Raw genomic sequence first — 22,513 nt, forward strand, 5'->3', positions numbered from 1 at the left:
GGTCGCGCAGAACGGGCGTACGACTCACACGTCCTGCGTGCCGCCGTACCAGCGCCACTCGGTGAGCCGTGGGCGGCCGGGGAGGGCGGCTCGGCCGGTGGCCCACAGCAAGGTTTCCCAGGGGTCGCCGTCGAGGGGAACATGAGGGAAGAGCCGCTTCAGGGCCCGCTCGCACAACTCCCCCGGTGGCGACCACTCCAGGCCCAGTCCCTGGGCGATGTCATGGGTGTGGACGGCGGTCTCGACGACGGCCATGGCGGCGAAGCCCTCGGGGCCCGAGGGGCCGAAGACGTGGTAGGCGGTTGTGGTCGAGGGAGCGGCGGCCAGGACGGCGGTGAGCAGACCGCCGCACGCCTCCACGACGGTCAGGAGGCCCTCGGGACCCGCCGTACGTTCGACGAAGAACACGTTCGCCGGTCCGCCGATTCGGTCGCTGCTCGTCCGGAACGGCAGCAGCCCGGTCAGCGGCGGCCGCGCGAGCCCGAACCTCGCGGCGTAGGTGAACAGGTCGTCGGCGAGATGTTCGAGCGTTTCCCAGCACGTCCAGTCGAGGGTGCCCGCCTTGGCATCCCACGGGTCGCCGTTCCCCGCCCGGGGGGCCGCCTTCCTCAGGGTGCCGACCGCGAGGGCGACGACTCGGCGCACGTCCTCACCACCGAGACCATCCACACCGTCGACCGCCTTCTCCACGCCGCCCATGTGGAAGATCGTAACCACGCTCGGTCGGCTCCCCCCAAAGCCGGGGGCTTTACCATCTCTTTACAACTGACCCCCTGGCTGCCTCGTCTCTCCCTGCGATCTGCAACGCCACCGCCCGCCGGGTCACCGGGTGGGCGGCCAGACGAGAGAGAGCCACTCATGCGCCGAACTGTCCTGAGTGCGACGGCACTTGCCTGCACCGCCGTACTGGCGGGCGCGCTGCCCGCCTTCGCCGACGGGGCGAGCCCGGTCCCCTCGCCCGTGACGGCCACCAAGACCCCGAGCCCGTTCCCGTCCACCGCCGCCCCGACCGAAGCCCCGCCCACCGCCGAGCCCTCCAAGGTGCCGCCCACCGTCGAGCCCTCGGCCCTGCCCACGGAGGACCCCGGCGACAGCGCCGCGACCCCGGTGCCGAGCCAGGTCTCCGTCGTCCCCAGCGGCGCGCCCGACACCGGTGCGGCGCCGGTGTCGGCAAAGTCCGGGACCGGGGGCGTACTCGCCGGGGCGGGTGCCGCCGTGGTGCTGGTCGGTGGCGGCGCGGCAGTCGTCCTCGTACGGCGCCGGCGGGCGAACGAGGCATGACCTCGCTTTCCAGGCGCGCCTTCGCCACCGCCGCCGGCGCCGCACTGCTCATGGGCTGCGTCGGCGGGCGGACCGGCGACGCCCCGGGTCCGAGCACCGGCCCCGGAACCGCACCCGCCACGAGCCCACCTCCTCCGCGCGCCTCCGGCGGCTCCGGCGGCTCCGGCGGCTCCGGGCGTACGGTGGCCGGTTCCGTCCCGGTCGGGTTGCGGATCCCGGCCCTCGGTGTCGACACCCCGGTCATCCGGCTGGGGTTGGCCCCGGACGGCAGTGTGCAGGTGCCGCCGGTCACGGCGCACGACCGGGCGGGCTGGTACGAGCCCTCACCGACGCCGGGCCGGACCGGACCGTCGGTGATCCTCGGCCATGTCACGGTCGGCGAGTACGGGGACGGCGTCTTCCGCCACCTCGCGCGGCTGGGGCGGGGCGAGCGGATCGAGGCGCGCCTGGAGAACGGCACGACCGCGGTGTTCACCGTCGACACCGTACGGACGGTCGCCAAGGCCGAGTTCCCGACGGACGCGGTCTACGGAAACGTGGACCGCCCCGAACTGCGTCTCATCACCTGCGGCGGTCCTCGCACCGGCGACGACTACCGCGACAACGTGATCGTCTTCGCATCGCTGAGCCGGCGCGGCGGGACGACGGCACGGCATCGCGACACGACGGCATCACGGCATCGCGACACGACGGCATTACGACAGCACGACCCTGGAGAGCGTTGAAACGGTCCCGCGAAAAGGCCGCGTCCGAACTGTTCGCCGCCCTCTATCCGCGCCTCGCCGGCTGGTGCCGCCGACTCGTCGACGACGACGAGACGGCCCACGAGATCGCGTCGGAGGCGTTCACCCGCCTGTGGGCCCGTTGGACGTCCGTGGCGGAGCCCCACGGTTTCCTCTACGTGACCGCGGCCAACCTCGTACGGGACCACTGGCGGGGGCTCGAACGCGAGCGCAGGGCGATGCACCGCGCGACAGCCGAAGCCGCGGTCCGCCCGCCGGCCGACCACACCGAACAGAACGATCCCTCGGTACGCCTGCTGGTGCAGTCGCTGCCGGAACGGCTGCGCGTGCCGATCCTGTTGCACTACTACGCTGACATGCCGATCCGGGAGGTGTCCGTGCTGACCGGACGCAAGGAAGGAACCGTCAAGGCCGACCTCCACGCGGCCCGCGAACTGCTCCGCGCCCACCTGAGGAGAAGCCTTGATCACACACTCTGACGACGGTCCGGAGTTCGAGCCCGACGACCCCCTCGCCGTCATCCTGCGACCGCCTTCCGACCGGCTCGGCCCACCGCCCGGCCGCTACGAAGCGGTCCGCCGCGCCGCGGCCCGCCGCCGCCTGCTCCGCACGGCAGCCGGAGCCGCCGCCACCTGCGCCGCCGCCGCTCTCATCGCGGTCCCCCTGTACCTCTCCCGGCCCGCCTCCCCGACGCCCCCTTCAGCCCCACCCCCTCCGACCAGCCCCACGATGCCGCCCTCGCCCACCGCCTCCGAGCCCACCGAGAATCCGGTGACCGTGACCCCCTCGACCATTCCGTCCGACCCCACCGAGGAACCCGCACCCATCAAGTCGGCCACCCCCACCGGCACCCCCATGCCGTCCCTCGCCCCGACGACACCCCCGGTCGCGTCCATCGATCCCTCGGCGCGGCCATCGGCCTAGGGGCACCACCTGCGCCGAACTCGCCCGCGCCTACCGGCAGTCCACCGGCGCCCCCTGGCTCCAGCCTCGCGCGGGCCGTCGCCGGAACCACCCTCGACACCATCGCCGGAACCCTCGACCGGACCCGCGGCCCGCCCCCCCGACATCGCCCTCCTTCCCCTGGTCGGCGGCCAATGGCATCCGGGTCCGCAGGGCCCACGCGCACGGTGGGGGGCCGGGTTCAGATCCAGGTGTCGAGCCACATCCTCGTCCGCCAGTCGGGGTACGGGATCGTCTGCCCGGCGTAGACCGGGAAGAAGTAGATGAAGTTCCAGGCGATGAGGAGGACGATCACGCCCACGGCCATCGCGCCCGGTACGCGGCGTTTCTCGCCCGCTCCCGGCGGGCCCAGCAGCGCTCCCAGCATCATCGTGACGGCCAGGCACAGGTAGGGCACGAAGACGACGGCGTAGAAGGCGAAGGCCGTGCGGTCCTGGTACAGGAACCAGGGCAGGTAACCGGCGCCCACCGCGCACAGGATGGCGCCGGCGCGCCAGTCGCGGCGCAGCGCCCATCGGTAGAGCAGATACACCAGGGCGAAGCATGCCGTCCACCACAGCAGGGGTGTACCCAGGGCGAGGACCGCCTGCGAGCAGCCGGTGACCGCGTGGCAGCCTTCCTCTCCGGGCTCCGGCGACTGGTAGTGGAACAGCACGGGGCGGCCCAGGACCAGCCAACTCCAGGGATTTGACTCGTACTTGTGCCAGGCGTCCAGTCCCACATTGAACTGGTACACCGTGTACTCGTAGTGCCAGAAGCTGCGCAGCGGAGCCGGGATCCACGACCACGTGCCACCGCGGCCGTCCGCCCAGTGGCGGCCGTAGCCGTTGTCGGACAGGAACCAGCCGCTCCACGTCACCAGGTACGTCACCATGGCGACCGGTACGACGGACAGCACCGACCAGCCGAGGTCCTTGCGCAACACCGCCCGGTACGGCCGGCGCGCTCCCGCCACGCGGCGGGAGGCGACGTCCCACAGTGCGGTGAGGATCAGGAAGAAGGCGAGGAAGTACAGGCCGTTCCATTTCGTCGCGGCCGCCAGTCCCAGGAAGAGGGCGGCCGCGAGCCGCCAGGGACGCCATCCCGTTCCGGCGCGTTCGCCGGTGACCTGGTCCGGGCGCGCATGGCCGTCCTCGTCCACCGGGAGGGCCGCCGCGAGCCGGGCTCGTGCGTGGTCCCGGTCGAGCAGCAGGCATCCGAACGCGGCGAGGACGAAGAACATGACGACGAGGTCCAGCAGAGCGGTACGGCTCATCACGTAGTGCAGACCGTCCAGCGCCATCAGGGCGCCGGCCAGACAGCCCAGCACGGTCGACCGGAACAGGCGGCGTCCTATTCGGCACAGCATCAGCACCGACAACGTGCCCAGCACCGCCGTCATGAAGCGCCAGCCGAACGGGTTGAGGCCGAACATCCACTCCCCGAGGGCGATCACCCACTTGCCCATCGGAGGGTGCGCGACAAACGATCCGGTGTCGGAGAGCGAGATCACCTGAGGGTCCGCCAGAATCTGCGGGTCCGCGACCTTGCGGTCCGGCCAGGTGCCCTCGTAGCCGAGCCGCAACAGCGCCCAGGCGTCCTTGGCGTAGTACGTCTCGTCGAAGACGACGGCTCGCGGACGCCCGAGCTCCCAGAAGCGGATCGCCCCGGCTAATACGGCGACAAGTAGCGGCCCGAGCCAGCCCATCGCCTTCGCGACGCGATACGCCGGCGCCGGGCCGAGCCACATGCGCTCCCAAAGACGCGTGGACGGCTCCGGAAACGGTGGGACCAGGAGCCTGCGGCTGTCGGTCCGGGGGCGCCCGACGTATCCGAACAGACGCAGCCGGCCCTTCCAGTCGTCGGGTGCCGTCGTCGAACGGGTGCCATCAGGAGCTGGGGAACGCGGCGCGCTGCTACTCGTCACCGGGTGACCTTAACGGTGGCCTGTGCACCATGGACGTACGAGGCGGCACTCGGCGAAGGGACCGGGTGACGCGAGAGTGCGCGATCATCGAAGCGCCTTCCGTGCTCGGGCCGCGCCCGTCCGGTGTCCAGGACCTGCCCTCGGCCCTGCTCGATGCCGGTCTGCTCGATCACCCCGGGGCGGTACGGGCCGACCGCGTCGAAGCCCCGCCGTACGACCCGCGGCGGGACGCCGCCACGGGTGTCCTCAACCCTGTCGGCATCGCCGAGTACTCCGTCCGGCTCGCCGACGCGGTCGGCGGCGCCCTGGACGCGGGCCGCTTTCCGGTGGTCCTCGGCGGCGACTGCAGCATCCTGCTCGGCAACCTCCTCGCCCTGCGCCGCCGCGGTCGCCACGGTCTGCTGTTCCTCGACGGCCACACCGACTTCTACCAGCCGTCGGCGGAGCCGACAGGCGAGGCGGCCTCGATGGAACTCGCCCTGGCCACGGGCCGCGGGCCCCGACCCCTCACCGACCCAGTCCGCGACCGGCCGGCAGTCGGTGACCGGTGTGTCCGTCCAGCGGGGAGACCGGGTCACCGTGCGGTTCATCTCGGGCAACGGTCATGGGCATGATCCGGTGGTCGGCCCGGCCGGCGACGGCACCCTGCAACTGGGCATGACCGACGCCGCCGGGGCCTGCTCCCAGGACAACAAGCGCACGATGACCGTCCAGGTCAGCGTCACCCGCCAGGGCTGACCCACGGCTTCTGTCCTGGCTGCGGCGTTGTCGTTGGTCGCTGTTAGTGTCCGGGCCGGGGATGGTTCGACGCGTGCGAAGTGCGGGGGTGGGGGCGATGAGCATGTTGGCTTGTCCGCTGTGTGGCCGGCAGGTGATGGCGACCCGGCAGGGTTTGGCCCGGCATCAGCGGGCGGAGGGCCAACCGTGTCTGCCGGAGAGCGGCATGGCGATCAATACGCCCGCGCTCGGCTGTGCGGCGGTGGCCGTCAGCCTGGTGGCGGCGGTCGTACTCGCTTCGTGGACGGTGTTGTGGGTGGGTCTGCTCGCCTCGTTGGGCGCGGTCGTGTGGTGGGCCGGCTTCAGCCCCGCCGCCCGGGTGGCCGCCGCCGATCGGCGTGCGATCCAGGCGGTCGAGGAAGGGGCCGCCTCGTCAGCCGGTGTGACGCCGCCGGTGCGGGACGTCGCGCAGGAGGCGAAGCGGCTGCTGGAGGAGTTGCCGCCGCTCGGTTCGACGGTCGAGGACGCGGTCGCCGCCTGCATGACCCGCTTGGGTCCCTTCGACCCGCAGCCCCTCGCGGTGCGGTTCACCAAGCTGGCCCGGGCCCATGTCGCCGCCGACGAATGGATACTCGGACTCGCTGTCGGGGTCGCGCGGGGTCCGTCCGACAACGGCGGGGCGCTGGCGATCGTCACCGACCGGGCGCTGGTGGTGAAGGACCGGGACGTCGTCTACCGCGACGAGGAACCTGTGATCCAACCCGGCGAGTACGGCCGCCTCGACTCCGGCGCGCGCACCTTCCTCTTCACCTCCAACCACGGGTTGGAGGTGGCCCTGACGGCGCGTGAACTCGCCGCCGACTCGCGCCGTACCGCTGTGATACCCGCGGGCCGGCCGCCGGAGCGGTTGATCCGGGAGGCCCGCGACGCGGAGCTGATCGCCGCCGAGTGGATGCGTTATCTCGGTTTCGCCGACGCGGTGGCCACGGCCGACGGCGCGGACGGCGGCATCGACGTGGTCAGCGCCCGGGCCGTGGCCCAGGTCAAGCTGGAGGGCAAGCCCACCGGCCGGCCCACCGTGCAGCAACTGCACGGCGTCGCCGTCCACGAAGGCAAGACGGGTGTCTTCTTCGCCGCCGCCGGCTACACCCCTCAGGCCCGCACATGGGCGCAGACCAGCGGTACGGTCCTGTTCCGCTTCGACCGCCAGGGCGCGGTCGAGCCGGTCAACGCGGCCGCCCACCAACTGCTGGCCGACGCCGACGCCCGCGGCCGGCAGTGACACCGCGCCGGGTTCACCCTTCGAAGCGGTGGCCCAGGCCGGGCTCGGTGAGGAGACAGCGGGGGTGGGCGGGGTCTGCCTCCAGCTTGCGTCGCAGCTGCGGACGCGAGCGGTGCCTCACGGCGGACGGCGGCCCTCAGCCGGGCCGGCAGCTCGTCCATGCCGAACGGCTTGGTGATGTGGTCGTCGGCGCCGGCGTCGAGCGCGGCGGCCTTCTCCTCGGAGGCCTGGCGGGCGGAGAGGACGAGGATCGGTACGCGGGTCCAGCCGCGCAGCCCCTTGATGACGTCGACTCCGTCCATGTCGGGCAGCCCGAGGTCCAGCAGGACCTCCTCGGCGGCGACCGCGGTGACCATCGCCGCGCACAAGGCCGGCCAGCGGGGCTGGACGATCGCCTTCGGGGTGATCTCGGCGGTCTTCCTCGAGGGCAACCCCTTCGCCAACTTCCTCCGCTTCCTCCTCTTCGGCCAGGGCGAGGTCGCCCCGGTCACCCGGGAGGTCCGGCGCGAGGCGGAACCGGACCGCGCCCGCCGACCCCGCGTCCACACCGGCTGAGACCCGGTGGCCTCCCGCGCTCCGCTCGTTAACCTTCAGGCGTGACCACCGAGTTGATCCTGCTGTCCCGAGTCGCCTGTCGTGGGCGCGAGATCACCGCACCCCGGCTGCGCGGGCTCCTGGCGTTGCTCGCCGAGGATCCGCGCACCGGCTGCAGCACCGGCCGGCTGGTGGAGGGGCTGTGGCCGGACGAGTTGCCGGAGCGGCCGGGCAAGGCGGTGCAGATCCTGGTGTCACGGCTCAGGGGGCAGCTGGGTGCCGACCTGATCGCGAGCACACCGACGGGGTACCGGCTGGCGCTGGACGAGGCGCGGGTCGACAGTTCCGCGCTGCTGCTGTACGAGGCGGAGAGCGCCGGGCGCGCGCGGGCTGGGGATCACGAGGGCGCCCTGGAACAGGCCGAGGCGGGCCTGGCCCTGTGGGACGGGAGCGTGGGCGCCGGGGCGGGCGAGGACCTGCACGATCCGGTGGTGGCCCTGCGCGTCGAGCGAACCCGGTCGTTCCGTGCCCTCGTCCGCACCCGGGCGCTCGCGCTCGCCCGGCTGGGGCGGCGGGAGGAGGCCGCGGCGCCCCTGACCGAGCTGGCCCGGGAGCTGCCACGGGACGAGGAGGTGCTGGCGGAGCTGCTGCGCTGCGAGGCCGCCACCGCTGGCCGGGCCGCGGCGCTGACCCGGTACGACGCCTATCGCCGCGGGCTGCGCGATGAGCTGGGCACCGACCCGGGGCCCGGACTCAGGTCCCTGTACCAGGAGTTGCTCAGCGCGGAGGTGGCGCCGGTCCGCCACGGTGTGCCGCACGAGCCGAACCCGCTGCTGGGGCGGGACGCCGACATCGCCGCCGTGGCCGGGCTGTTGCGTGCGGCCCGGGTGGTCACCGTCGTCGGTCCCGGCGGGCTGGGCAAGACCCGCCTCGCCCACGCGGTGAGCCGGGCCGCCGAGCAGCCGGTGGTCCACTTCGTCGCCCTGGCCGGTGTCACCGACGACGACGACGTGGCCGGTGAGGTGGCCTCGGCCGTCGGCGCCGGGGACGGACGGCAGTTCGGCGGCGCCGCCGACCCGGTGACCGGCATCGTCGCCGCGCTGGGTTCCGGGCCCGTACTGCTCGTGCTGGACAACTGCGAGCAGGTGATCCGCGGCGCGGCCGGTCTCGTACAGGCACTCGTGTCACGGTCGAAGGAGCTGCGGGTCCTGGCCACCAGCCGGGCCCCGCTGGGGCTGACGTCGGAGTCCGTGTACGCGCTGCCGGAGCTTTCCCTGGCGACCTCGGTCGAGCTCTTCGAGCAGCGGGCGCGGGCGGCCCGGCCCGGCGTGGAGCTGCCCGCCGACCGGGTGGCCGAGGTCTGCCGGAACCTGGACGGGCTGCCGCTGGCCGTGGAACTCGCCGCGGCCCGGGTGCGGGTGCTGTCCGTGGCCGACATCTCCCGCCGGCTCCGGGACCGTTTCGCGCTGCTGCGCGGCGGCGCCCGCGACGCCCCCGAGCGGCATCGCACGCTGCGGGCCGTGGTCGAGTGGAGCTGGAATCTGCTGGAGCCCGACGGCAGGGCGGCGCTCCGCGCGCTGTCGGTGTTCCCCGGCGGCTTCACCGAGGACGCGGCGGAGTACGTACTCGGCGACACCGGGGACACACTGGGCCTGCTGGAACAGCTCGCCGACCAGTCCCTGATCAAGGTGGGCGACAGCCCTTCCGGGGTGCGCTTCCACATGCTGGAGACACTGCGGGAGTTCAGCGCGGCCCGGCGCGCCGAGGCGGGCGAGGAGGAGGCGGTGACCGACCGGTTCCTCTCCTGGGCCCGGGACTTCGGCCACGGCCACCACGATGTGCTGTTCAGCGGCGACCCGTTGCCCGCCTGGCGCCGGATGCGGGCCGAGCAGGACAACCTCGTCCTGGCACTGCGGCACGCGCTGGACCGTGGTGACGGGTCGGCCATCGCGGCCATCACCGCCGTGCTGTCCTCGCTGTGGGCCACCGACTCCAACTTCGCCCGGCTCGCCGCCCTCGCCGCCGACACCGCCGGGCCGCTGTCCCATTTCCGCCCCGGACCCGAGAACCCCGAGGACGTGGAGCCGGCCCGCAGCGCGGCGGCTGTGTGTGCCTCAAGTCTCTTCATGGGCTTCGGCCCGCACGCCGTACGCCAGCTCGTCACGCTGCGCCGGCTGCCGCCCGCCCGGCCGGACACCCTGCCCCGGGCGATGGCGGTCGTGCTGTGCGCCGTCCCGGACATGCGCCCGCCCGAGTACGCGCGGCTGCAGGAGCTCTGCGACGCCGACGAGCCCATGCTGGCGGGCGTCGCGGCCGGCGTCGCCAGCTACGTATGGGAATCCGAGCACCAGTCGGAGCGCGCGCTGGAGTGCGCCCGGCGGATGCTCGACGCGCTGGAGCCGCTCGGTAATCCGGCCATGCGGCTGCTCGGGCATGGACGGATCAGTGAGTTGTGCCTGGAGTCCGGGCGGGGCGCGGAGGCGTACGACCATCTGCGGGCCGCTTGGGACGAGCTCAGCGAGTTCGGCGCCTGGTTCGACCTGGCCGGCATCGGCTGGGGGCTGGTGCTGGCCTGTCTGCACCGCGGGGAGATCGACGAGGCGGAGTACTGGCTGGGGCTCACGGCCCTGGACCAGCAGCCGGAGGCCGCCCAGATCTACACGCCCGATCATCCGGCCCGGGCGGAGATCGCGCTGGCCCGGGGGCTGACCGAGGTCGGGCTCGGGCTGTGGCGGCAGGCTGTGGAGGGGATGCGGGAGGCCGGCCTGCTGTATGCCGACGATCCGTTCATGGAGCCGTGGTTGCTTCAGATGCAGTCGGCCGCGGTGGCGGCGCACGCGCAGCACGGCAGGCTGGAGCCGGTGGCGAAGCTGGCCGGGGAGCTGCGGGAGCGGCTGCTGGAGATGCTGTCCTGCCCGTCGCGCTCCTCCGGTAACCGGGCTCCGGTGGAACTGCCGGTGTACGGCACGGTCATGCTCGCCCTCGGTTTCGCCGGGCTCGCCCGGGGCGATACGACGGCCGTGCGGCTGGTGGCGCTGGCGGAACGGATGCCGGTGATACGGGAGTTCCCCACCCTCTCCCTGGCCCGGTCCCGGCAGGCGGCCGAGAAGGCCGACAGGGCGGCGTACGCCGACGCGGTGTCGGAGTACGCCGCCCTGGGGCGGGACGAACTGCGGGCAGCGGCGCTGCGCGAACTCACTGCCGCGGCTCGCGGTTGAACAGGGACCTGGACCACCAGTAGCCCAGCAGGCTCAGGCCCAGGCACCATGCGACGGTGAGGACGGCGTTCTTGGTACCGATCTCGGTGCCCATGAGCAGGCCGCGCAGGGTCTCGATGGCGGGCGAGAAGGGCTGGTACTCGGCGAACCAGCGGAGCCAGCCCGGCATGGCGTCCACCGGCACGAACGCGCTGCCCAGGAGCGGCAGGATCATCAGGGGCTGGGCGAGGTTGCTGGCCCCCTCGGCGTTGGGGGACGCCAGGCCCATGCCGACGGCGAGCCAGATCAGCGCCACGCTGACCAGTGCCAGCAGCCCCGCCGCCGCGAGCCACTCCAGCGGCCTCGCATCGGGCCGGAAGCCGATGGCCACCCCGACGCCCAGCACCACGGCCAGGGCCATCAGCGACTGGATCACGCTGCCGGCCACATGGCCGATCAGCACGGATGTGCGGGAGATCGCCATGGTGCGGAACCGGGCGATGATGCCCTCGGTCATGTCCATGGCCACGGACACCGCGGTGCCGATCGCGATCCCGCCGATGGTCATGAGCAGGATGCCGGGGACGACGTAGGCGATGTACTCGGAGCGGTCCGCGGTGCCGCCGTTGATGCCGGCGCTCATCACGTCGCCGAAGACGTACACGAAGAGCAGCAGCAGGATGACCGGGGTGAGCAGGAGGTTGAGGGTGAGGGAGGGGTAGCGGCGGGCGTGCAGGAGGTTGCGCCGCAGCATGGTGAGGTTGTCGCGGAAGGGGTTGGCGGGGCGGGGCCGGGGTGCGGCACTGGTCGCAGCCGTGGTCGTCGTCGCGCTCATCGGACGGTCTCCTTCTCGGTGGACTGGGTGGACTGGGTGGACTGGGTGGACTGGGCGGACTGGGCGGACGGGGCGAGGACCGGGCCGCTGCCGGTCAGGGCGAAGAACACGTCGTCCAAGTCCGGGGTGTGCACGGACAGTTCGTCTGCCTCGATGCCGGCCGCGTCGAGCCAGTCGAGGATGGCGCGCAGCTCGCGCTGGCTGCCGCCCGAGGGGATCTGCAGGGTGAGCGCCTCGTTGTCGCGGGTGGTCTCGCGCAGGGCGGCCGCCGCCTGCTCGTACGCCACCGGGTCGGAGAAGCGCAGCCGCACATGGCCGCCGGGGATGAGCCGCTTCAGCTCTTCGGCGGTGCCCTGGGCGGCGATCCTGCCCTCGTTGAGCACGGCGATACGGTCGGCGAGCTGGTCGGCCTCCTCCAGGTACTGGGTGGTGAGGAAGACGGTGGTGCCGCCGGAGACCAGCTCGCGGATGATCTGCCACATGTTGTGGCGGGACCGGGGGTCGAGTCCGGTGGTCGGCTCGTCGAGGAAGATGATCCGCGGGTCGCCGATCAGTGTCATGGCGATGTCGAGGCGACGCTTCATACCGCCGGAGTAGGTGGAAGCGGGCTTCTTCGCGGCCTCCACCAGGTCGAACCGCTCCAGCAGCTCGGCGGTGACCTGCCGCCCCTCACGCCTGGGGAGGTGCTGCAGGTCCGCCATGAGGAGCATGTTCTCCTCGCCGGTGATCAGCCCGTCCACGGCGGAGAACTGGCCGGTGACCCCGATCGCGGCCCGCACCGCCTGGGCCTCGGCGACGAGATCGTGCCCGGCGATCCGCGCCTGTCCGCCGTCGGCGCAGAGCAGCGTGGACAGGATGTTGACCGCCGTGGTCTTGCCCGCCCCGTTCGGCCCGAGCAGCGAGAAGACGGTGCCGACGGGCACGCGGATGTCGATGCCGTCGAGGACCGTCTTGTTCCCATAGGACTTACGCAACCCCGTGGCCGCGATCGCGAGTTCGTGTGTCGTCGTTGTCATGCCGCAGAGCTTGCGGCCGAGCCGGTTCAGAACGGCTTCAACGCGGTTTCAGCCCTCCGGCCAGGGTTTCACTGGGCCGTGTCGTCACATTCTGCGTCACATTCTGCGTCACATTCTGGATGTACTTGGGTGTGTGCCCGGTGCGGCGGTGGGGCCCCTCCCGCTCGAGCGGAGCCGAGAGTGAGGGAGCGTGCATGGCGTCGCGAGGCAGACGGGAATGTGACGACACGCCCTAGGGTGACCCCCATGCAGTCCTACACGATCGGTCAGGCCGCGCGGCTTCTCGGGGTGAGCCCCGACACCGCGCGGCGGTGGGCGGACGCCGGCCGGGTGGCCACCCATCGGGACGAGAGCGGGCGGCGTCTCATCCGCGGGAAGGATCTGGCCGCCTTCTCCGTGGAACTCGCCCAGAGTGGTGGTGGCGAGGAGGATGTCTCCCACACATCCGTCCGCAACGCCTTCCCCGGCATCGTCACCGCCGTGAAGCTCGGCGATGTCGCGGCCCAGGTGGAGATCCAGGCGGGGCCGCACCGGCTGGTGTCACTGCTGACTCGGGAGGCCGTGGAGGAGTTGGGGCTGGAAGTCGGTGTGGAGGCCACCGCCCGCGTGAAGTCGACGAACGTACACATCGACCGCACCTGAGCGGGACGGGCCAACCCCGGGGCGCACATGCCATCCAGTTGGCCCACTTTTCCGGCTCTTGCAAAGCCGCCGGCACTTTTTCCTTGCATCTGCGGCGACTATCATCGAACCGTGATGCCCTGTACCGCGCGCCGGACGCGCCGCACCCTGCGGGGGGCGGCTACGGGAGCCGCCGCTCTGCTTGCCCTGAGCGCCTGCTCCCCGTCCGCCACGGACTCTTCGGACTCTTCGGCCTCCTCGGACTCCTCGGCCGAGATCTCCGGCACGGTGACCGTTTTCGCCGCCGCCTCCCTCAAGGAGAGCTTCACGACGCTGGGAAAGCAGTTCGAGGAGGAGCACCCCGGTACGAAGGTGACCTTCAGCTTCGGCGGTAGCGACTCCCTCGCCTCGAGCATCACCGGTGGCGCCCCGGCGGACGTGTTCGCCTCCGCCAGCCCCAGGACAATGGCGATCGTCACGGACGCGGGCGACGCCTCCGGCACCCCCGCCACCTTCGTCCGCAACCAGCTGGAGATCGCCACTCCGCCGGGCAACCCGGACAGGGTCTCCTCCCTCGAGGACCTCACCGAGCCCGGCCTGAAGGTCGTGCTCTGCGACGAGGAGGTGCCGTGCGGGGCCGCCGCCCGGAAGGCGTTGGAGGCGAGCGATCTGAAGCTCACGCCGGTGTCGTACGAGCAGGACGTCAAGGCGGCCCTGACGAAGGTCGAGCTCAAGGAGGCCGACGCCGCGGTCGTCTACAAGACCGATGTGAAGGCCGCGGCTGACAAGGTGGAGGGCGTGGACTTCCCCGAATCCTCCGAGGCCATCAACGACTACCCGATCGTCGAGCTCAAGGAAGCGCCGAACGCCGAGGCCGCGAAGGCGTTCATCGAGCTGGTGCGGTCCGCCGAGGGTCAGAAGGTCCTGACCGAGGCCGGGTTCCTCAAGCCGTGACGTCCCTGCCGTCTCCGTCGTCCCCACCGTCCCCGCCGGACAAGTCCACCGCCACGCCCGACACCCTGGGGGGCGGGCCGCGGCGTCGGCCCGTCCGGAGGGGCGGCGGCCGGGGCGCGCCGCTGCCGCTTCTCCTGCCCGCGCTGATCGGCCTGGCCTTCCTCATCGTGCCGCTGATCGCCCTGCTCGTACGGACCCCGTGGCGCAGCCTCCCCGAGCAGCTGACCAGCGTGGAGGTGTGGCAGGCACTTCAGCTCTCCCTGATCTGCGCCACGGCGGCGACAGGGGTGAGCCTGGTGATCGGGGTGCCGCTCGCGTGGCTGCTGGCGCGGGTCGAGTTCCCGGGGCGTGGTCTCGTACGGGCCCTCGTCACCCTCCCGCTCGTCCTGCCGCCGGTGGTGGGCGGTGTGGCGCTGCTGATGGCACTCGGCCGGGGCGGCATCGTCGGGCAGTGGCTGGACGACTGGTTCGGCATCACGCTCCCCTTCACCACGGCGGGCGTGATCGTGGCGGAGGCGTTCGTCGCCATGCCGTTCCTCGTCATCAGTGTGGAGGGCACGCTGCGGGCAGCCGACCCACGCTACGAGGAGGCCGCCACGACCCTGGGCGCCTCCCGCTTCACCGCGTTCCGCCGGGTGACCCTGCCGCTGATCGCGCCCGGCATCGCGGCCGGCGCCGTCCTGGCCTGGGCGCGGGCCCTCGGCGAGTTCGGCGCGACGATCACGTTCGCCGGCAACTTCCCCGGCCGTACCCAGACCATGCCCCTGGCCGTCTACCTCGCCCTGCAGAGCGACCCCGAGGCGGCCATCGCCCTCAGCCTGGTGCTGCTGGCCGTGTCGATCACGGTGCTGGCCGGGCTGCGCGACCGTTGGATGACAGCAGGATGACCGAGTCCCATGACCAGGCCGCCGCCACCGACGGCGGGGACGTCCGCGCCGGGACCTCCGGGGGCGGCCCCGGTTCCGAGGAGGGCCTCGACGCCCGTCTCCTCGTCGAGCGCGGCACCTTCCGCCTCGATGTGGCGTTGCGCGTCGCGCCGGGTGAGGTGGTCGCCCTCCTCGGGCCCAACGGCGCCGGCAAGACCACCGCCCTGCGCGCCCTCGCCGGGCTCACCCCGCTCTCCGGCGGTCACCTGCGCCTGGACGGCACGGAGCTGGACCGTACGCCGACGGAGTCCCGCCCGGTCGGCGTCGTCTTCCAGGACTATCTGCTCTTCCCTCACCTCACCGCCCTCGACAACGTCGCCTTCGGCCCCCGCTGCCACGGCGCGACCAAGGCCGAGGCTCGCGCGCGGGCCGCCGAGTGGCTCGACCGGATGGGGCTCGCCGCGCATGCCGGCGCCAAGCCCCGCAAGCTGTCCGGCGGCCAGGCCCAGCGCGTGGCCCTCGCCCGCGCACTCGCCACCCGTCCGCGCCTGCTCCTCCTCGACGAACCGCTCGCCGCCCTCGACGCCCGCACCCGCCTGGAGGTACGGGCCCAACTCCGCCGACATCTGGCCGACTTCGAGGCCGTCGCCGTACTCGTCACCCACGACCCGCTCGACGCGATGGTCCTGGCCGACCGCCTGGTCGTCGTCGAGGACGGCCGCATCGTCCAGGAGGGCAGCCCGTCCCACATCGCCCGTCACCCCCGTACGGACTACATCGCCCAGCTCGTCGGCCTCAACCTCTACCAGGGGCAGGCCGACGGCCACACCGTCCGCCTCGACGCCGGCCCCGCCGTCACCACCACCGAGGCCCTGACCGGCCCGGTCTTCGTGGCCTTCCCGCCGAGCGCAGTCACCCTCCACCGCGACCGCCCCACCGGCTCCAGCGCCCGCAACCTCTGGCACGGCAAGGTCACCGGCCTGGAGACCCACGGCGACCAGATCCGCGCCGATCTCACCGGCGAACTCCCGCTCGCCGCCGACCTCACCACCGTCGCGGCCGCCGAACTCGACCTGCACCCCGGCGCCGAAGTCTGGGCCACGGTGAAAGCGACACAGACCCACGCCTACCGTTCCTAGAGACTGAGCGGGAGTGAGTCCTGCTGCCGAACTTTCATTCCCACTCCGGAAAGGCGGCGTGGAGTTGTTCCCGGCCGGGGTCGCCGGCGCTCACTCGCGCACACCAAAACACACTCACACTCAGTCAAACCCCAACAGTTACCCACCCCGTCTGAGACGGAATTCCCCGGCGACCCGGAAATACCGGACGGGAACATGTCGGCTACCTCAAGCGGTAGAGGTGGAGCGGGAGGCCAGCAGGTAGCCGACGGCGTCCGGGGCCAGGCCGGACAGTACGGTGCGCTGGTGGAAGTCGGAGACGACACGGGCGAGGGTGCCCCTCCCGTCTCCCCGCGGCTCCTCCCGGGGCGGGGCCAGGCCCGGGGCGAGCGTGCCCACCAGCGCCACCGGCAGCCCCTCGAGACGGGCCATCAGCTGCTCCAGCCTGTGCAGCGAGCTCTGGTCGGCCCAGTGCAGGTCGTCCACCGCGAGCAACAGCGGCTTGCGCCGGGCGAGTGAGCCGACGAGCTGGTCGAGCCAGCCCTCGGCGAGTTCACCGGCGAGTTCACCGGCGAGCGGTTTCCCGGGGCCCGCGGGCCCCGGGAAACCGTGCAGTTGGCGCAGCACGTCGTAGGGCAGGGCGGTGCCGGAGGGCCGGGCGCGGGTGGACATCGTCTCGAATCCGTGGGCGCGGGCGGTCCTGACGGCGGCCCGCATCAGGTACGACTTCCCGGACCCGATGCCCCCTTCGATCAGGAGACTGGCTCCCGCGCCGGACGCGGCGGAGGCCAGGACCCTTTGTAAATCGGACACTTCACAGTCGCGACTGAGCACACGAAACCCCTTATCTCGTCCCGTCCCGGAAGTGTGGTGGCTCTCGCGCCCCGCGTGACGCCGTACGCGGTCCGGGCGGCGCGGCCAGGTTCAGAGGCTGTCCACGGCTCCGTGGTTGCTGTGCCACTGCGGGGTGGCCACGCCCCTGAGGACGACTTCCACGACGTCCTCCGCGAGGGTCGGCGTGAGCGGCAGGTGACCGAAGAGCACCCGGTAGTAGGCGGTGGAGGCCAGCATGTCGAGCAGCAGGTCGATGTCGGCGTCGGCACGGATGTCGCCGCGCCGGATGCCCCGGCGCAGAGCGGCGGCCGTGGCGGCGCGGCGCGGGTGGAACAGCTCGTTGAGGAACTCCGACTCCAGCTCCGGGTCATCGGCGAGGTCCGCGATCAGCGCGGGCAGGGCGCGGCGTCCGACGGTGGTGGTGAAGGCGTGGCTCAGGGTGCGGATGCCGGCGATGAGGTCGCAGTGGGTGCAGCCGGTGTCGGGGGTGGGTGAGGAACCCATCGTCTGCACGAGCGCGCTGACCACGAGGTGCTGTCGGGAGCGCCAGCGGCGGCGCAGGGTCGGCTTGGTGGTGCCGGCGCGGGCGGCGACCGCCTCCAGGGTGAGCCGGCCGTAGCCGACCTCGTTGAGGATCTCCAGCACGGCGCTCCGTACGGCGGTGTCGATGCGTTCGTCGCGCGGGCGGCCCCTCGCGGGCTGCGCCGTGAGCGAGGCGGCACCCTCCGCGCCCTGTGATCTGTTCACCATGTCTCCAGTACCTTTACGATTCCGTTCCGTATCGGAAAGTAATTCTCTCATACGAGGTGACCTCATGTCCCAGCACATCAACGAGTTACCGGAGGACCTGGACAGGCCCGCGAACGAGCCGGAGAGCACGCGGCCGAAACGGACGGAGAGCGTCTTCTCCGGCCCGTACCGGGCGCTCAGTCTCGGCGTGATCCTGTCCGTGGGCATGGTCGCGTTCGAGTCCCTCGGGGTCGCCACCGTCCTGCCCGACATCGCCCGGGACCTGGACGGACTCGGTGCCTACGGGTGGGGTCTGTCCGCGCTGATGCTCGCGAACATCATCGGCACCGTGCTCGCCGGGCGGACCGCCGACCTGCGCGGCCCGTGGACCCCGGCGGTAGTCGGCATGGCCGTTTTCGCGGCGGGCTGCGCGCTGGCCGGCGCGGCCGGCTCCTGGCCGCTGTTCCTGGCGGGCCGCTTCCTCCAGGGCCTGGGCGTGGGCGCCGTGATGGCCATGGCCTACACGGTGATCGGCCTGGCCTACCCCGAGCACCTGCGGGCGAGGATGTTCGCCCTGCTCTCCTCGGCCTGGACGATCCCCTCGCTGATCGGCCCGGTCCTGGCGGGCACCCTGTCGGACAGCACCACCTGGCGCGCGGTGTTCCTGCTGATGCTGCCGATCGTGGCGGTCGCCGCGCTGCTCGCCCTGCCCGGTCTGCGCCGCCTCGAACGCCCGCAGGGCGAACGCACGGCGGCCCCGGCCGAGCCGTGGTGGAAAGGCCCGCTGGCCAACTCCGTGCTGCTGACGGTGGGCACCGGCGTGCTGCTCCAGGCGCTGCTGCTGGAGAACCTGATGCTGCTCGCCGTCCTCGCGGTGACCGGTGCCGCCATCGCCCTGCCGGCGCTGCGCCGGGTCACCCCCGAGGGGACCCTGACGGCGCGTGCCGGACTGGGCGCCGGTGTGGTGATCCGGGGGCTGCTGTGCGGGGTGTACTTCGGCAGCGAGGCCTATCTGCCGCTGGGCCTGCAGGAGTTGCGCGGGCAGAGCGCGTGGGCGGCCGGACTCGGCCTGTCGGCGGGTGCCATCACCTGGGTGGCGGGTTCGGCCTGGCAGGCCAAGCGGGACGCCGCCCCAGGCGGGCGGACCACCGGCGTGGCCCTCGGCTTCGCCGTCCTGCTGGCCGGTGTCGGCCTGATCACCCTGTCGATCCTGACCGACGCCCTCCCGGCGTGGTTCGCGGTCGTGGGCTGGGCCATCGGCGGTATCGGCATGGGCGTGGCGTTCAACGCCGCCACCACCGACACGCTGGGGCAGACCCCGGCTGAGCGCCAGGGCGAGATGAGCGCGGCGCTCCAGCTCGCGCAGACCCTCGCGACCGGTGTGATCGCCGGCCTCGGCGGCGCGGCCCTCGCCCTTTCCGAGCACTACGACGCGGGCACCCGGGTCGCGCTCGGCTCCCTGTTCGGCCTCACGGCGCTGCTCGCTCTGGTCGGCATCGTGCTCGCCCGGCGTCTGAGGGCCCCGGCCGTCGCCGGGTGACGAGACTCCCGACCGGGTCGCAGCCCGGCCGGGAGGTACGCCGTGTACGGCCCGCCAACGCGCGGGCGGGCCGCACACGGCCCGGAGCGTCCGGACTCTCCTGGCGGACAGTGTGCGTGTCTCCTTGCCCGTCGCGCGCCCACCGCGCCGAGAGGGACGTCCCGGCGGAACTGCGAAAGCCTCGCCCGGTCACAACGGCCTGGGCGAGGCTTTCGGAGTTCCGCCCGTCAGACGGCCGTGCAGTGGAGCATGGTCAGCGGCGGGTTGCCCAGGAAGTCCGCCCAGTACTCCTCGCCCCGCTCGCGCAGGCCCTCCTCCGACACGTGCAACGGCACCCATGTCACGTCGCGGAAACCCGCCCGGGTGAGGCTCTGCTCGTACACCTCGCGGTGCGGATACGAGGTGACGAACTCGACAGGCGGGTCGAGCTGGGCGACGATCCGGACCCTGGGACCGATCGGGCCGTGGGCCACGGGCTCGTACGTGAAGCCGTACTTGGCCATGGACGGACCGTCGAACCGGTAGGCGGGCGCCTGGGTCAGCACGAGGAAGCGGGCGCCGGGTGCCAGGCTGCGGCGTACCGCCCGGCACATGTCCTCCATCTCGGCGGCGTCCTTCGGGTAGTTGAGAAGGTAGACGGCGCTCGCCACGTCGAACGGCCGCTCGGGGACCGGCAGGTCGGTGGCGTCGGCGACCGTGTAGCGCACCCCGAGCGGGGCGCGCTCCTCGATCGCGCGGGCGGCGGCGACCATCTCGGTGGAAACGTCCGCGCCGAGCACCTCGGCGGCGCCCAGGCGCTTGATCTGACGGCTGTACAGCGGGGTTGGGGCTGGTCCTCCCCAGCGCGAACCCGGCGATCTCGACGGCACGGCGCATGGCGGCTTCCTCGGCCGGGGACGCCGACCGCGCAACCGGCCCGTCTCCTGTCGTCCGGCCCGTCACGGCGTCTCCGCGAGGCGGAAGCCCATGGCGTAGATGTCGCGTGCGTACCAGCCGTGGCGGCGGCGAGTGCGGGCGAGGTCGCCGAAGCGGGTGAAGCTGCCGCCGCGGGCGATGCGGTAGGTGCCGCGGGTGACGGCGAGGTCGTCGGCGACTGTGCCGCCGCCGGGGTAGGGGAGATAGTCGTCGGCGGTGTACTCCTCGACGTTGCCCGCCATGTCGTACACCCCGAAGGGCGAACGCCCGGTCGGGTACACGCCGATCGGGGTGGTGGCCAGCGGCCCGGACTCGACGGTGTTGGCGTGCTCGGGCTCGAACGCCTCGCCCCAGGGGAACTCCCGTCCCTCGGGTCCGGCGGCGGCGTACTCCCACTCCGCCTCGGTCGACAGCCGGAAGGCGCGGCCGGTGCGGTCGGCGAGCCACGCGGCGTAGGCGTCGGCGGCCTCGGGCGACACCGTCCACACGGGGTGGTTGCCGAGCCCGTCGGGGTAGACGCCGAAGCGCCATGAGGTCGGCAGCTCGGTGGAGCCGGTGTCCTCCAGGAAGCGCCGGAACTCGGCGTTGGTGACCGGGTGCAGCGCGATGCGGAACGCGGGCAGCTCCGCCTCGTGTTCGGGGCATTCCTTGGCGATCCAGTCCTCGATCACCCCGGCGTGCCGCCAGCGCGCGGTGACCCGGCCGACTCCGTCCTCCTGCAGGCCGAGCCGGACGCGGGAGGCGGGGACGTCGGCCATGGGCGGGGCGTCGGGGCGGATGCGCGGATCGCCGACCAGGCCGAGGCAGGTGCCCGCCACGTACCGGCGCGCGAAGGACAGCTCGGGTCCTCGGCGACGGCGACGAGGGTCTCGGCCAGTACGGAGAGCAGGTCGCGGTGGTCGCGCAGTGGCCAGGGGTCGGTACGGGTCACGTAGGAGTCGGGCAGCCCCATCGCAGCCCGGTCGGAGAGGGTGTTGGGGTTGGCCATCACCGGGATGTCGGTCATGGGGTCCTCCCGTCGTGGCTCGGGGCGGGTTTCGCCGGGGCACATGCGGTCAACAGTGCGGTGGGCACGGCGTCGGCCACCGCGCGGTAGCCGGCGTCATTGAGGTGGATGTGATCGCCTGAGTCGTACGCGGCGCGCACCCGCTGGGGGTCGGCGGGGTCGCGTACGGCCGCGTCGAAGTCGGCCACGGCGTCGAACTCCGGGGAGGTGCGCAGCGCGGCGTTGAGGGCGGCGCGCTCCGTCTCGGCCCCGGCCGTCCACAGCGGCGAGTCCTTGAAGGGGGTGAGGGTTCCTACGACGACGGGGATACCGCGGTCGTGAAGCCGGCCGGCCAGGGTGCGCAGCCCGGCCAGGACCTCCTCGGCGCTCGCGTAGGGGGCGAGCTGGAGGTCGTTGATGCCTTCGTAGAGGACGGCGGCGCACACCCCGGACTGGTCCAGGACGTCCCGGTCGAGCCGGCCGAGCGCGCTGGTGCCGCGCTGCGGGCGCTCGGTCTCGGTGCCGTCGCGCAGGACGCGGTTGCCGCCGAGGCCCTTGTTGAGGACGCCGATGCCCTTCGTCGCGGGGGCTGCAGCGAGGCGGCGGGCGAAGGCATCGGTCCAGCGGCCGTTGCCGTTCGGGCTGGAGCCGGAGCCGTCGGTCTGCGAGTCGCCGAGCGCGACGACGGTGCCGCGCGTGTCCACGCCGCGCACATCGACGCCGGTCAGGAAGAACCAGGAGGTCTCGGTGCGGGTGAAGGCCGCCGCGCCCGGTTCGCCGGTGTGGTCGCCGGGTTCGGACAGGTGGTTGGTCTGCTGGGCCAGCCAGTGCCAGGTGGCAGGGCCGGTCGGCTCGGGCAGGTACACGCTCACCAGCAGATCGGCGCCCGCCGGCACGTCGTACGGCAGCGGGTCGCGGACGGTCTGCGACCCGGCGGCCACGGTGGTACCGGAGGCGCCGTCGAACGTGACGGGGCGCAGGCTGCCGGGCACGGCCACCGCCGACCCGGACGACTCGGCCCGCCCCACCGTGACCCGGCCGAGTACCAGCGGTGCGGTCCCGTGCGCGTTGGACAGCCTGAGCCGAATCTCGTCGCCGCCGATCGAGGTGTGCACGGCCATCCGTACGGTGCGGTCCACGAACCCCGTCTGCGAGACCCCGTCCGGCGCGGCCGGCGCGGGCGCGGTACCCCAGGTGCCGGCCCAGCCCCTCCCGCCGGGCTGGGCGGCGGCCAAGGGGGCGGTGCCCAGCAGGGCCGCGCCCAGCAGTGCCCCGGCGACCGCACCGGCGAGCGGCCCACGGCGTTTCCACCGGACGGGGGCCTGAGCGCCCTGCCCGCGGGTGTCGCTCATCGGTCCTCGGACCCGGGTGTGGCGGTGCCGGGGTCCTCGCAGGTCGCGGGGGTGTCCGTGGCGCGGTAGGTGCCCACCAGGTAGTGGAGGTCGGCCGTGCCCCGGGGTCGGAACGTCACCCCGGG

General features: G+C 72.7%; 25 protein-coding genes and 1 pseudogene. 14 read left to right on the forward strand and 12 right to left on the reverse strand.

What is annotated here, in order from left to right:
* Positions 1–24: 24 nt before the first annotated feature.
* Positions 25–717: a maleylpyruvate isomerase N-terminal domain-containing protein gene (locus CES90_RS08190; protein WP_229913549.1), complete on the reverse strand. Its 693-nt coding sequence runs from the start codon at positions 715–717 to the stop codon at positions 25–27.
* A gap of 141 nt (positions 718–858) precedes the next feature.
* Here CES90_RS08190 and CES90_RS08195 point away from each other — a divergent pair, with 141 nt between their 5' ends.
* Genes CES90_RS08195 through CES90_RS08210 form a run of 4 tightly spaced genes read left to right on the forward strand, consistent with a single transcriptional unit; the run spans position 859 to position 2,948 of the window.
* Positions 859–1,281 carry a Tat pathway signal sequence domain protein gene (locus tag CES90_RS08195; RefSeq protein WP_189780582.1) on the forward strand — a complete coding sequence of 141 codons (423 nt, stop codon included), beginning with the start codon at positions 859–861 and terminating at the stop codon, positions 1,279–1,281.
* Positions 1,278–2,006, forward strand: coding sequence for a class F sortase (locus CES90_RS08200; protein WP_189780583.1), 729 nt, complete (start codon positions 1,278–1,280; stop codon positions 2,004–2,006). The genes CES90_RS08195 and CES90_RS08200 overlap by 4 nt, the downstream gene beginning before the upstream one ends.
* Complete coding sequence (locus CES90_RS08205) at positions 2,003–2,503, forward strand: RNA polymerase sigma factor (RefSeq protein ID WP_189780584.1); 501 nt, start codon at positions 2,003–2,005, stop codon at positions 2,501–2,503. The genes CES90_RS08200 and CES90_RS08205 overlap by 4 nt, the downstream gene beginning before the upstream one ends.
* The gene (locus CES90_RS08210; protein ID WP_189780585.1) at positions 2,487–2,948 is read left to right on the forward strand and encodes a hypothetical protein; all 462 of its coding nucleotides are present in this window, start codon (positions 2,487–2,489) and stop codon (positions 2,946–2,948) included. Before CES90_RS08205 ends, CES90_RS08210 begins: the two co-directional genes overlap by 17 nt.
* Before the next feature lie 220 nt (positions 2,949–3,168).
* Here CES90_RS08210 and CES90_RS08215 read toward each other — a convergent pair whose 3' ends face one another.
* On the reverse strand, positions 3,169–4,893 hold the full coding sequence (locus CES90_RS08215) for a dolichyl-phosphate-mannose--protein mannosyltransferase (protein ID WP_189780586.1): 1,725 nt from the start codon (positions 4,891–4,893) through the stop codon (positions 3,169–3,171).
* 29 nt (positions 4,894–4,922) lie between these two features.
* Here CES90_RS08215 and CES90_RS08220 point away from each other — a divergent pair, with 29 nt between their 5' ends.
* The 3 genes from CES90_RS08220 to CES90_RS08230 all read left to right on the forward strand — a co-directional run bounded on the left by CES90_RS08220 (position 4,923) and on the right by CES90_RS08230 (position 6,892).
* On the forward strand, positions 4,923–5,507 hold the full coding sequence (locus tag CES90_RS08220) for an arginase family protein (RefSeq protein ID WP_229913550.1): 585 nt from the start codon (positions 4,923–4,925) through the stop codon (positions 5,505–5,507).
* Positions 5,473–5,631, forward strand: a complete 159-nt coding sequence (locus CES90_RS08225; protein WP_189780587.1) for a hypothetical protein — start codon at positions 5,473–5,475, stop codon at positions 5,629–5,631. The genes CES90_RS08220 and CES90_RS08225 overlap by 35 nt, the downstream gene beginning before the upstream one ends.
* 205 nt (positions 5,632–5,836) lie before the next feature.
* Positions 5,837–6,892, forward strand: a complete 1,056-nt coding sequence (locus CES90_RS08230; protein ID WP_229913551.1) for a restriction endonuclease — start codon at positions 5,837–5,839, stop codon at positions 6,890–6,892.
* 13 nt (positions 6,893–6,905) lie between these two features.
* Here CES90_RS08230 and CES90_RS08235 read toward each other — a convergent pair.
* Positions 6,906–7,248 (reverse strand): annotated as a pseudogene (locus tag CES90_RS08235) (response regulator); the annotation flags it as partial.
* Between CES90_RS08235 and CES90_RS49400 the strand changes: the two are divergent.
* The gene (locus tag CES90_RS49400) at positions 7,193–7,447 is read left to right on the forward strand and encodes a hypothetical protein (RefSeq protein WP_232791446.1); all 255 of its coding nucleotides are present in this window, start codon (positions 7,193–7,195) and stop codon (positions 7,445–7,447) included. The pseudogene CES90_RS08235 and the gene CES90_RS49400 overlap by 56 nt on opposite strands.
* A gap of 41 nt (positions 7,448–7,488) precedes the next feature.
* Positions 7,489–10,644 (forward strand): ATP-binding protein, encoded by a 3,156-nt coding sequence (locus CES90_RS08240; RefSeq protein ID WP_189780589.1) that lies wholly within the window; start codon positions 7,489–7,491, stop codon positions 10,642–10,644.
* Here CES90_RS08240 and CES90_RS08245 read toward each other — a convergent pair.
* Positions 10,622–11,377 carry an ABC transporter permease gene (locus tag CES90_RS08245; RefSeq protein ID WP_189780716.1) on the reverse strand — a complete coding sequence of 252 codons (756 nt, stop codon included), beginning with the start codon at positions 11,375–11,377 and terminating at the stop codon, positions 10,622–10,624. The genes CES90_RS08240 and CES90_RS08245 overlap by 23 nt on opposite strands.
* Before the next feature lie 77 nt (positions 11,378–11,454).
* Complete coding sequence (locus tag CES90_RS08250; RefSeq protein ID WP_189780590.1) at positions 11,455–12,474, reverse strand: ATP-binding cassette domain-containing protein; 1,020 nt, start codon at positions 12,472–12,474, stop codon at positions 11,455–11,457.
* Positions 12,475–12,720: 246 nt separating this feature from the next.
* Between CES90_RS08250 and CES90_RS08255 the strand changes: the two genes are divergently transcribed.
* The 4 genes from CES90_RS08255 (at position 12,721) to CES90_RS08270 (ending at position 16,054) form a co-directional block, all read left to right on the forward strand.
* Positions 12,721–13,116, forward strand: coding sequence for a TOBE domain-containing protein (locus CES90_RS08255; RefSeq protein WP_189780591.1), 396 nt, complete (start codon positions 12,721–12,723; stop codon positions 13,114–13,116).
* 114 nt (positions 13,117–13,230) lie between these two features.
* Positions 13,231–14,049, forward strand: coding sequence for a molybdate ABC transporter substrate-binding protein (modA, locus tag CES90_RS08260; RefSeq protein ID WP_189780717.1), 819 nt, complete (start codon positions 13,231–13,233; stop codon positions 14,047–14,049).
* A gap of 65 nt (positions 14,050–14,114) precedes the next feature.
* Entirely contained in the window at positions 14,115–14,936 is an 822-nt protein-coding gene (gene modB / locus CES90_RS08265) for a molybdate ABC transporter permease subunit (RefSeq protein WP_189780718.1), read from the forward strand.
* The gene (locus tag CES90_RS08270) at positions 14,933–16,054 is read left to right on the forward strand and encodes an ABC transporter ATP-binding protein (RefSeq protein WP_189780592.1); all 1,122 of its coding nucleotides are present in this window, start codon (positions 14,933–14,935) and stop codon (positions 16,052–16,054) included. The genes modB and CES90_RS08270 overlap by 4 nt, the downstream gene beginning before the upstream one ends.
* A 207-nt stretch (positions 16,055–16,261) precedes the next feature.
* Here the strand turns inward: CES90_RS08270 and CES90_RS08275 are convergent, their stop codons facing one another.
* On the reverse strand, positions 16,262–16,867 hold the full coding sequence (locus CES90_RS08275) for an ATP-binding protein (RefSeq protein WP_268257000.1): 606 nt from the start codon (positions 16,865–16,867) through the stop codon (positions 16,262–16,264).
* Between the two features lie 90 nt (positions 16,868–16,957).
* The gene (locus CES90_RS08280; RefSeq protein WP_189780594.1) at positions 16,958–17,617 is read right to left on the reverse strand and encodes a TetR/AcrR family transcriptional regulator; all 660 of its coding nucleotides are present in this window, start codon (positions 17,615–17,617) and stop codon (positions 16,958–16,960) included.
* Positions 17,618–17,681: 64 nt separating this feature from the next.
* Between CES90_RS08280 and CES90_RS08285 the strand changes: the two genes are divergently transcribed.
* Positions 17,682–19,136: an MFS transporter gene (locus tag CES90_RS08285; RefSeq protein ID WP_189780595.1), complete on the forward strand. Its 1,455-nt coding sequence runs from the start codon at positions 17,682–17,684 to the stop codon at positions 19,134–19,136.
* Between the two features lie 227 nt (positions 19,137–19,363).
* On the opposite strand, the gene CES90_RS08290 is transcribed toward CES90_RS08285, so the two are convergent.
* From CES90_RS08290 to CES90_RS51215, 5 genes are all read right to left on the reverse strand, one after another.
* Positions 19,364–20,005 carry a class I SAM-dependent methyltransferase gene (locus CES90_RS08290; RefSeq protein WP_229913552.1) on the reverse strand — a complete coding sequence of 214 codons (642 nt, stop codon included), beginning with the start codon at positions 20,003–20,005 and terminating at the stop codon, positions 19,364–19,366.
* Positions 20,006–20,074: 69 nt separating this feature from the next.
* Complete coding sequence (locus tag CES90_RS08295; RefSeq protein ID WP_308437823.1) at positions 20,075–20,809, reverse strand: formylglycine-generating enzyme family protein; 735 nt, start codon at positions 20,807–20,809, stop codon at positions 20,075–20,077.
* Positions 20,719–21,057: a hypothetical protein gene (locus CES90_RS51585; RefSeq protein ID WP_308437824.1), complete on the reverse strand. Its 339-nt coding sequence runs from the start codon at positions 21,055–21,057 to the stop codon at positions 20,719–20,721. The genes CES90_RS08295 and CES90_RS51585 overlap by 91 nt, the downstream gene beginning before the upstream one ends.
* Positions 21,054–22,388: an SGNH/GDSL hydrolase family protein gene (locus CES90_RS08300; protein WP_189780597.1), complete on the reverse strand. Its 1,335-nt coding sequence runs from the start codon at positions 22,386–22,388 to the stop codon at positions 21,054–21,056. Before CES90_RS08300 ends, CES90_RS51585 begins: the two co-directional genes overlap by 4 nt.
* Positions 22,385–22,507: a hypothetical protein gene (locus CES90_RS51215; RefSeq protein ID WP_268257001.1), complete on the reverse strand. Its 123-nt coding sequence runs from the start codon at positions 22,505–22,507 to the stop codon at positions 22,385–22,387. The genes CES90_RS08300 and CES90_RS51215 overlap by 4 nt, the downstream gene beginning before the upstream one ends.
* Positions 22,508–22,513 lie beyond the last annotated feature (6 nt).

The sequence above is a fragment of the Streptomyces capitiformicae genome, assembly GCF_002214185.1.
Lineage (GTDB): Bacteria > Actinomycetota > Actinomycetes > Streptomycetales > Streptomycetaceae > Streptomyces > Streptomyces capitiformicae.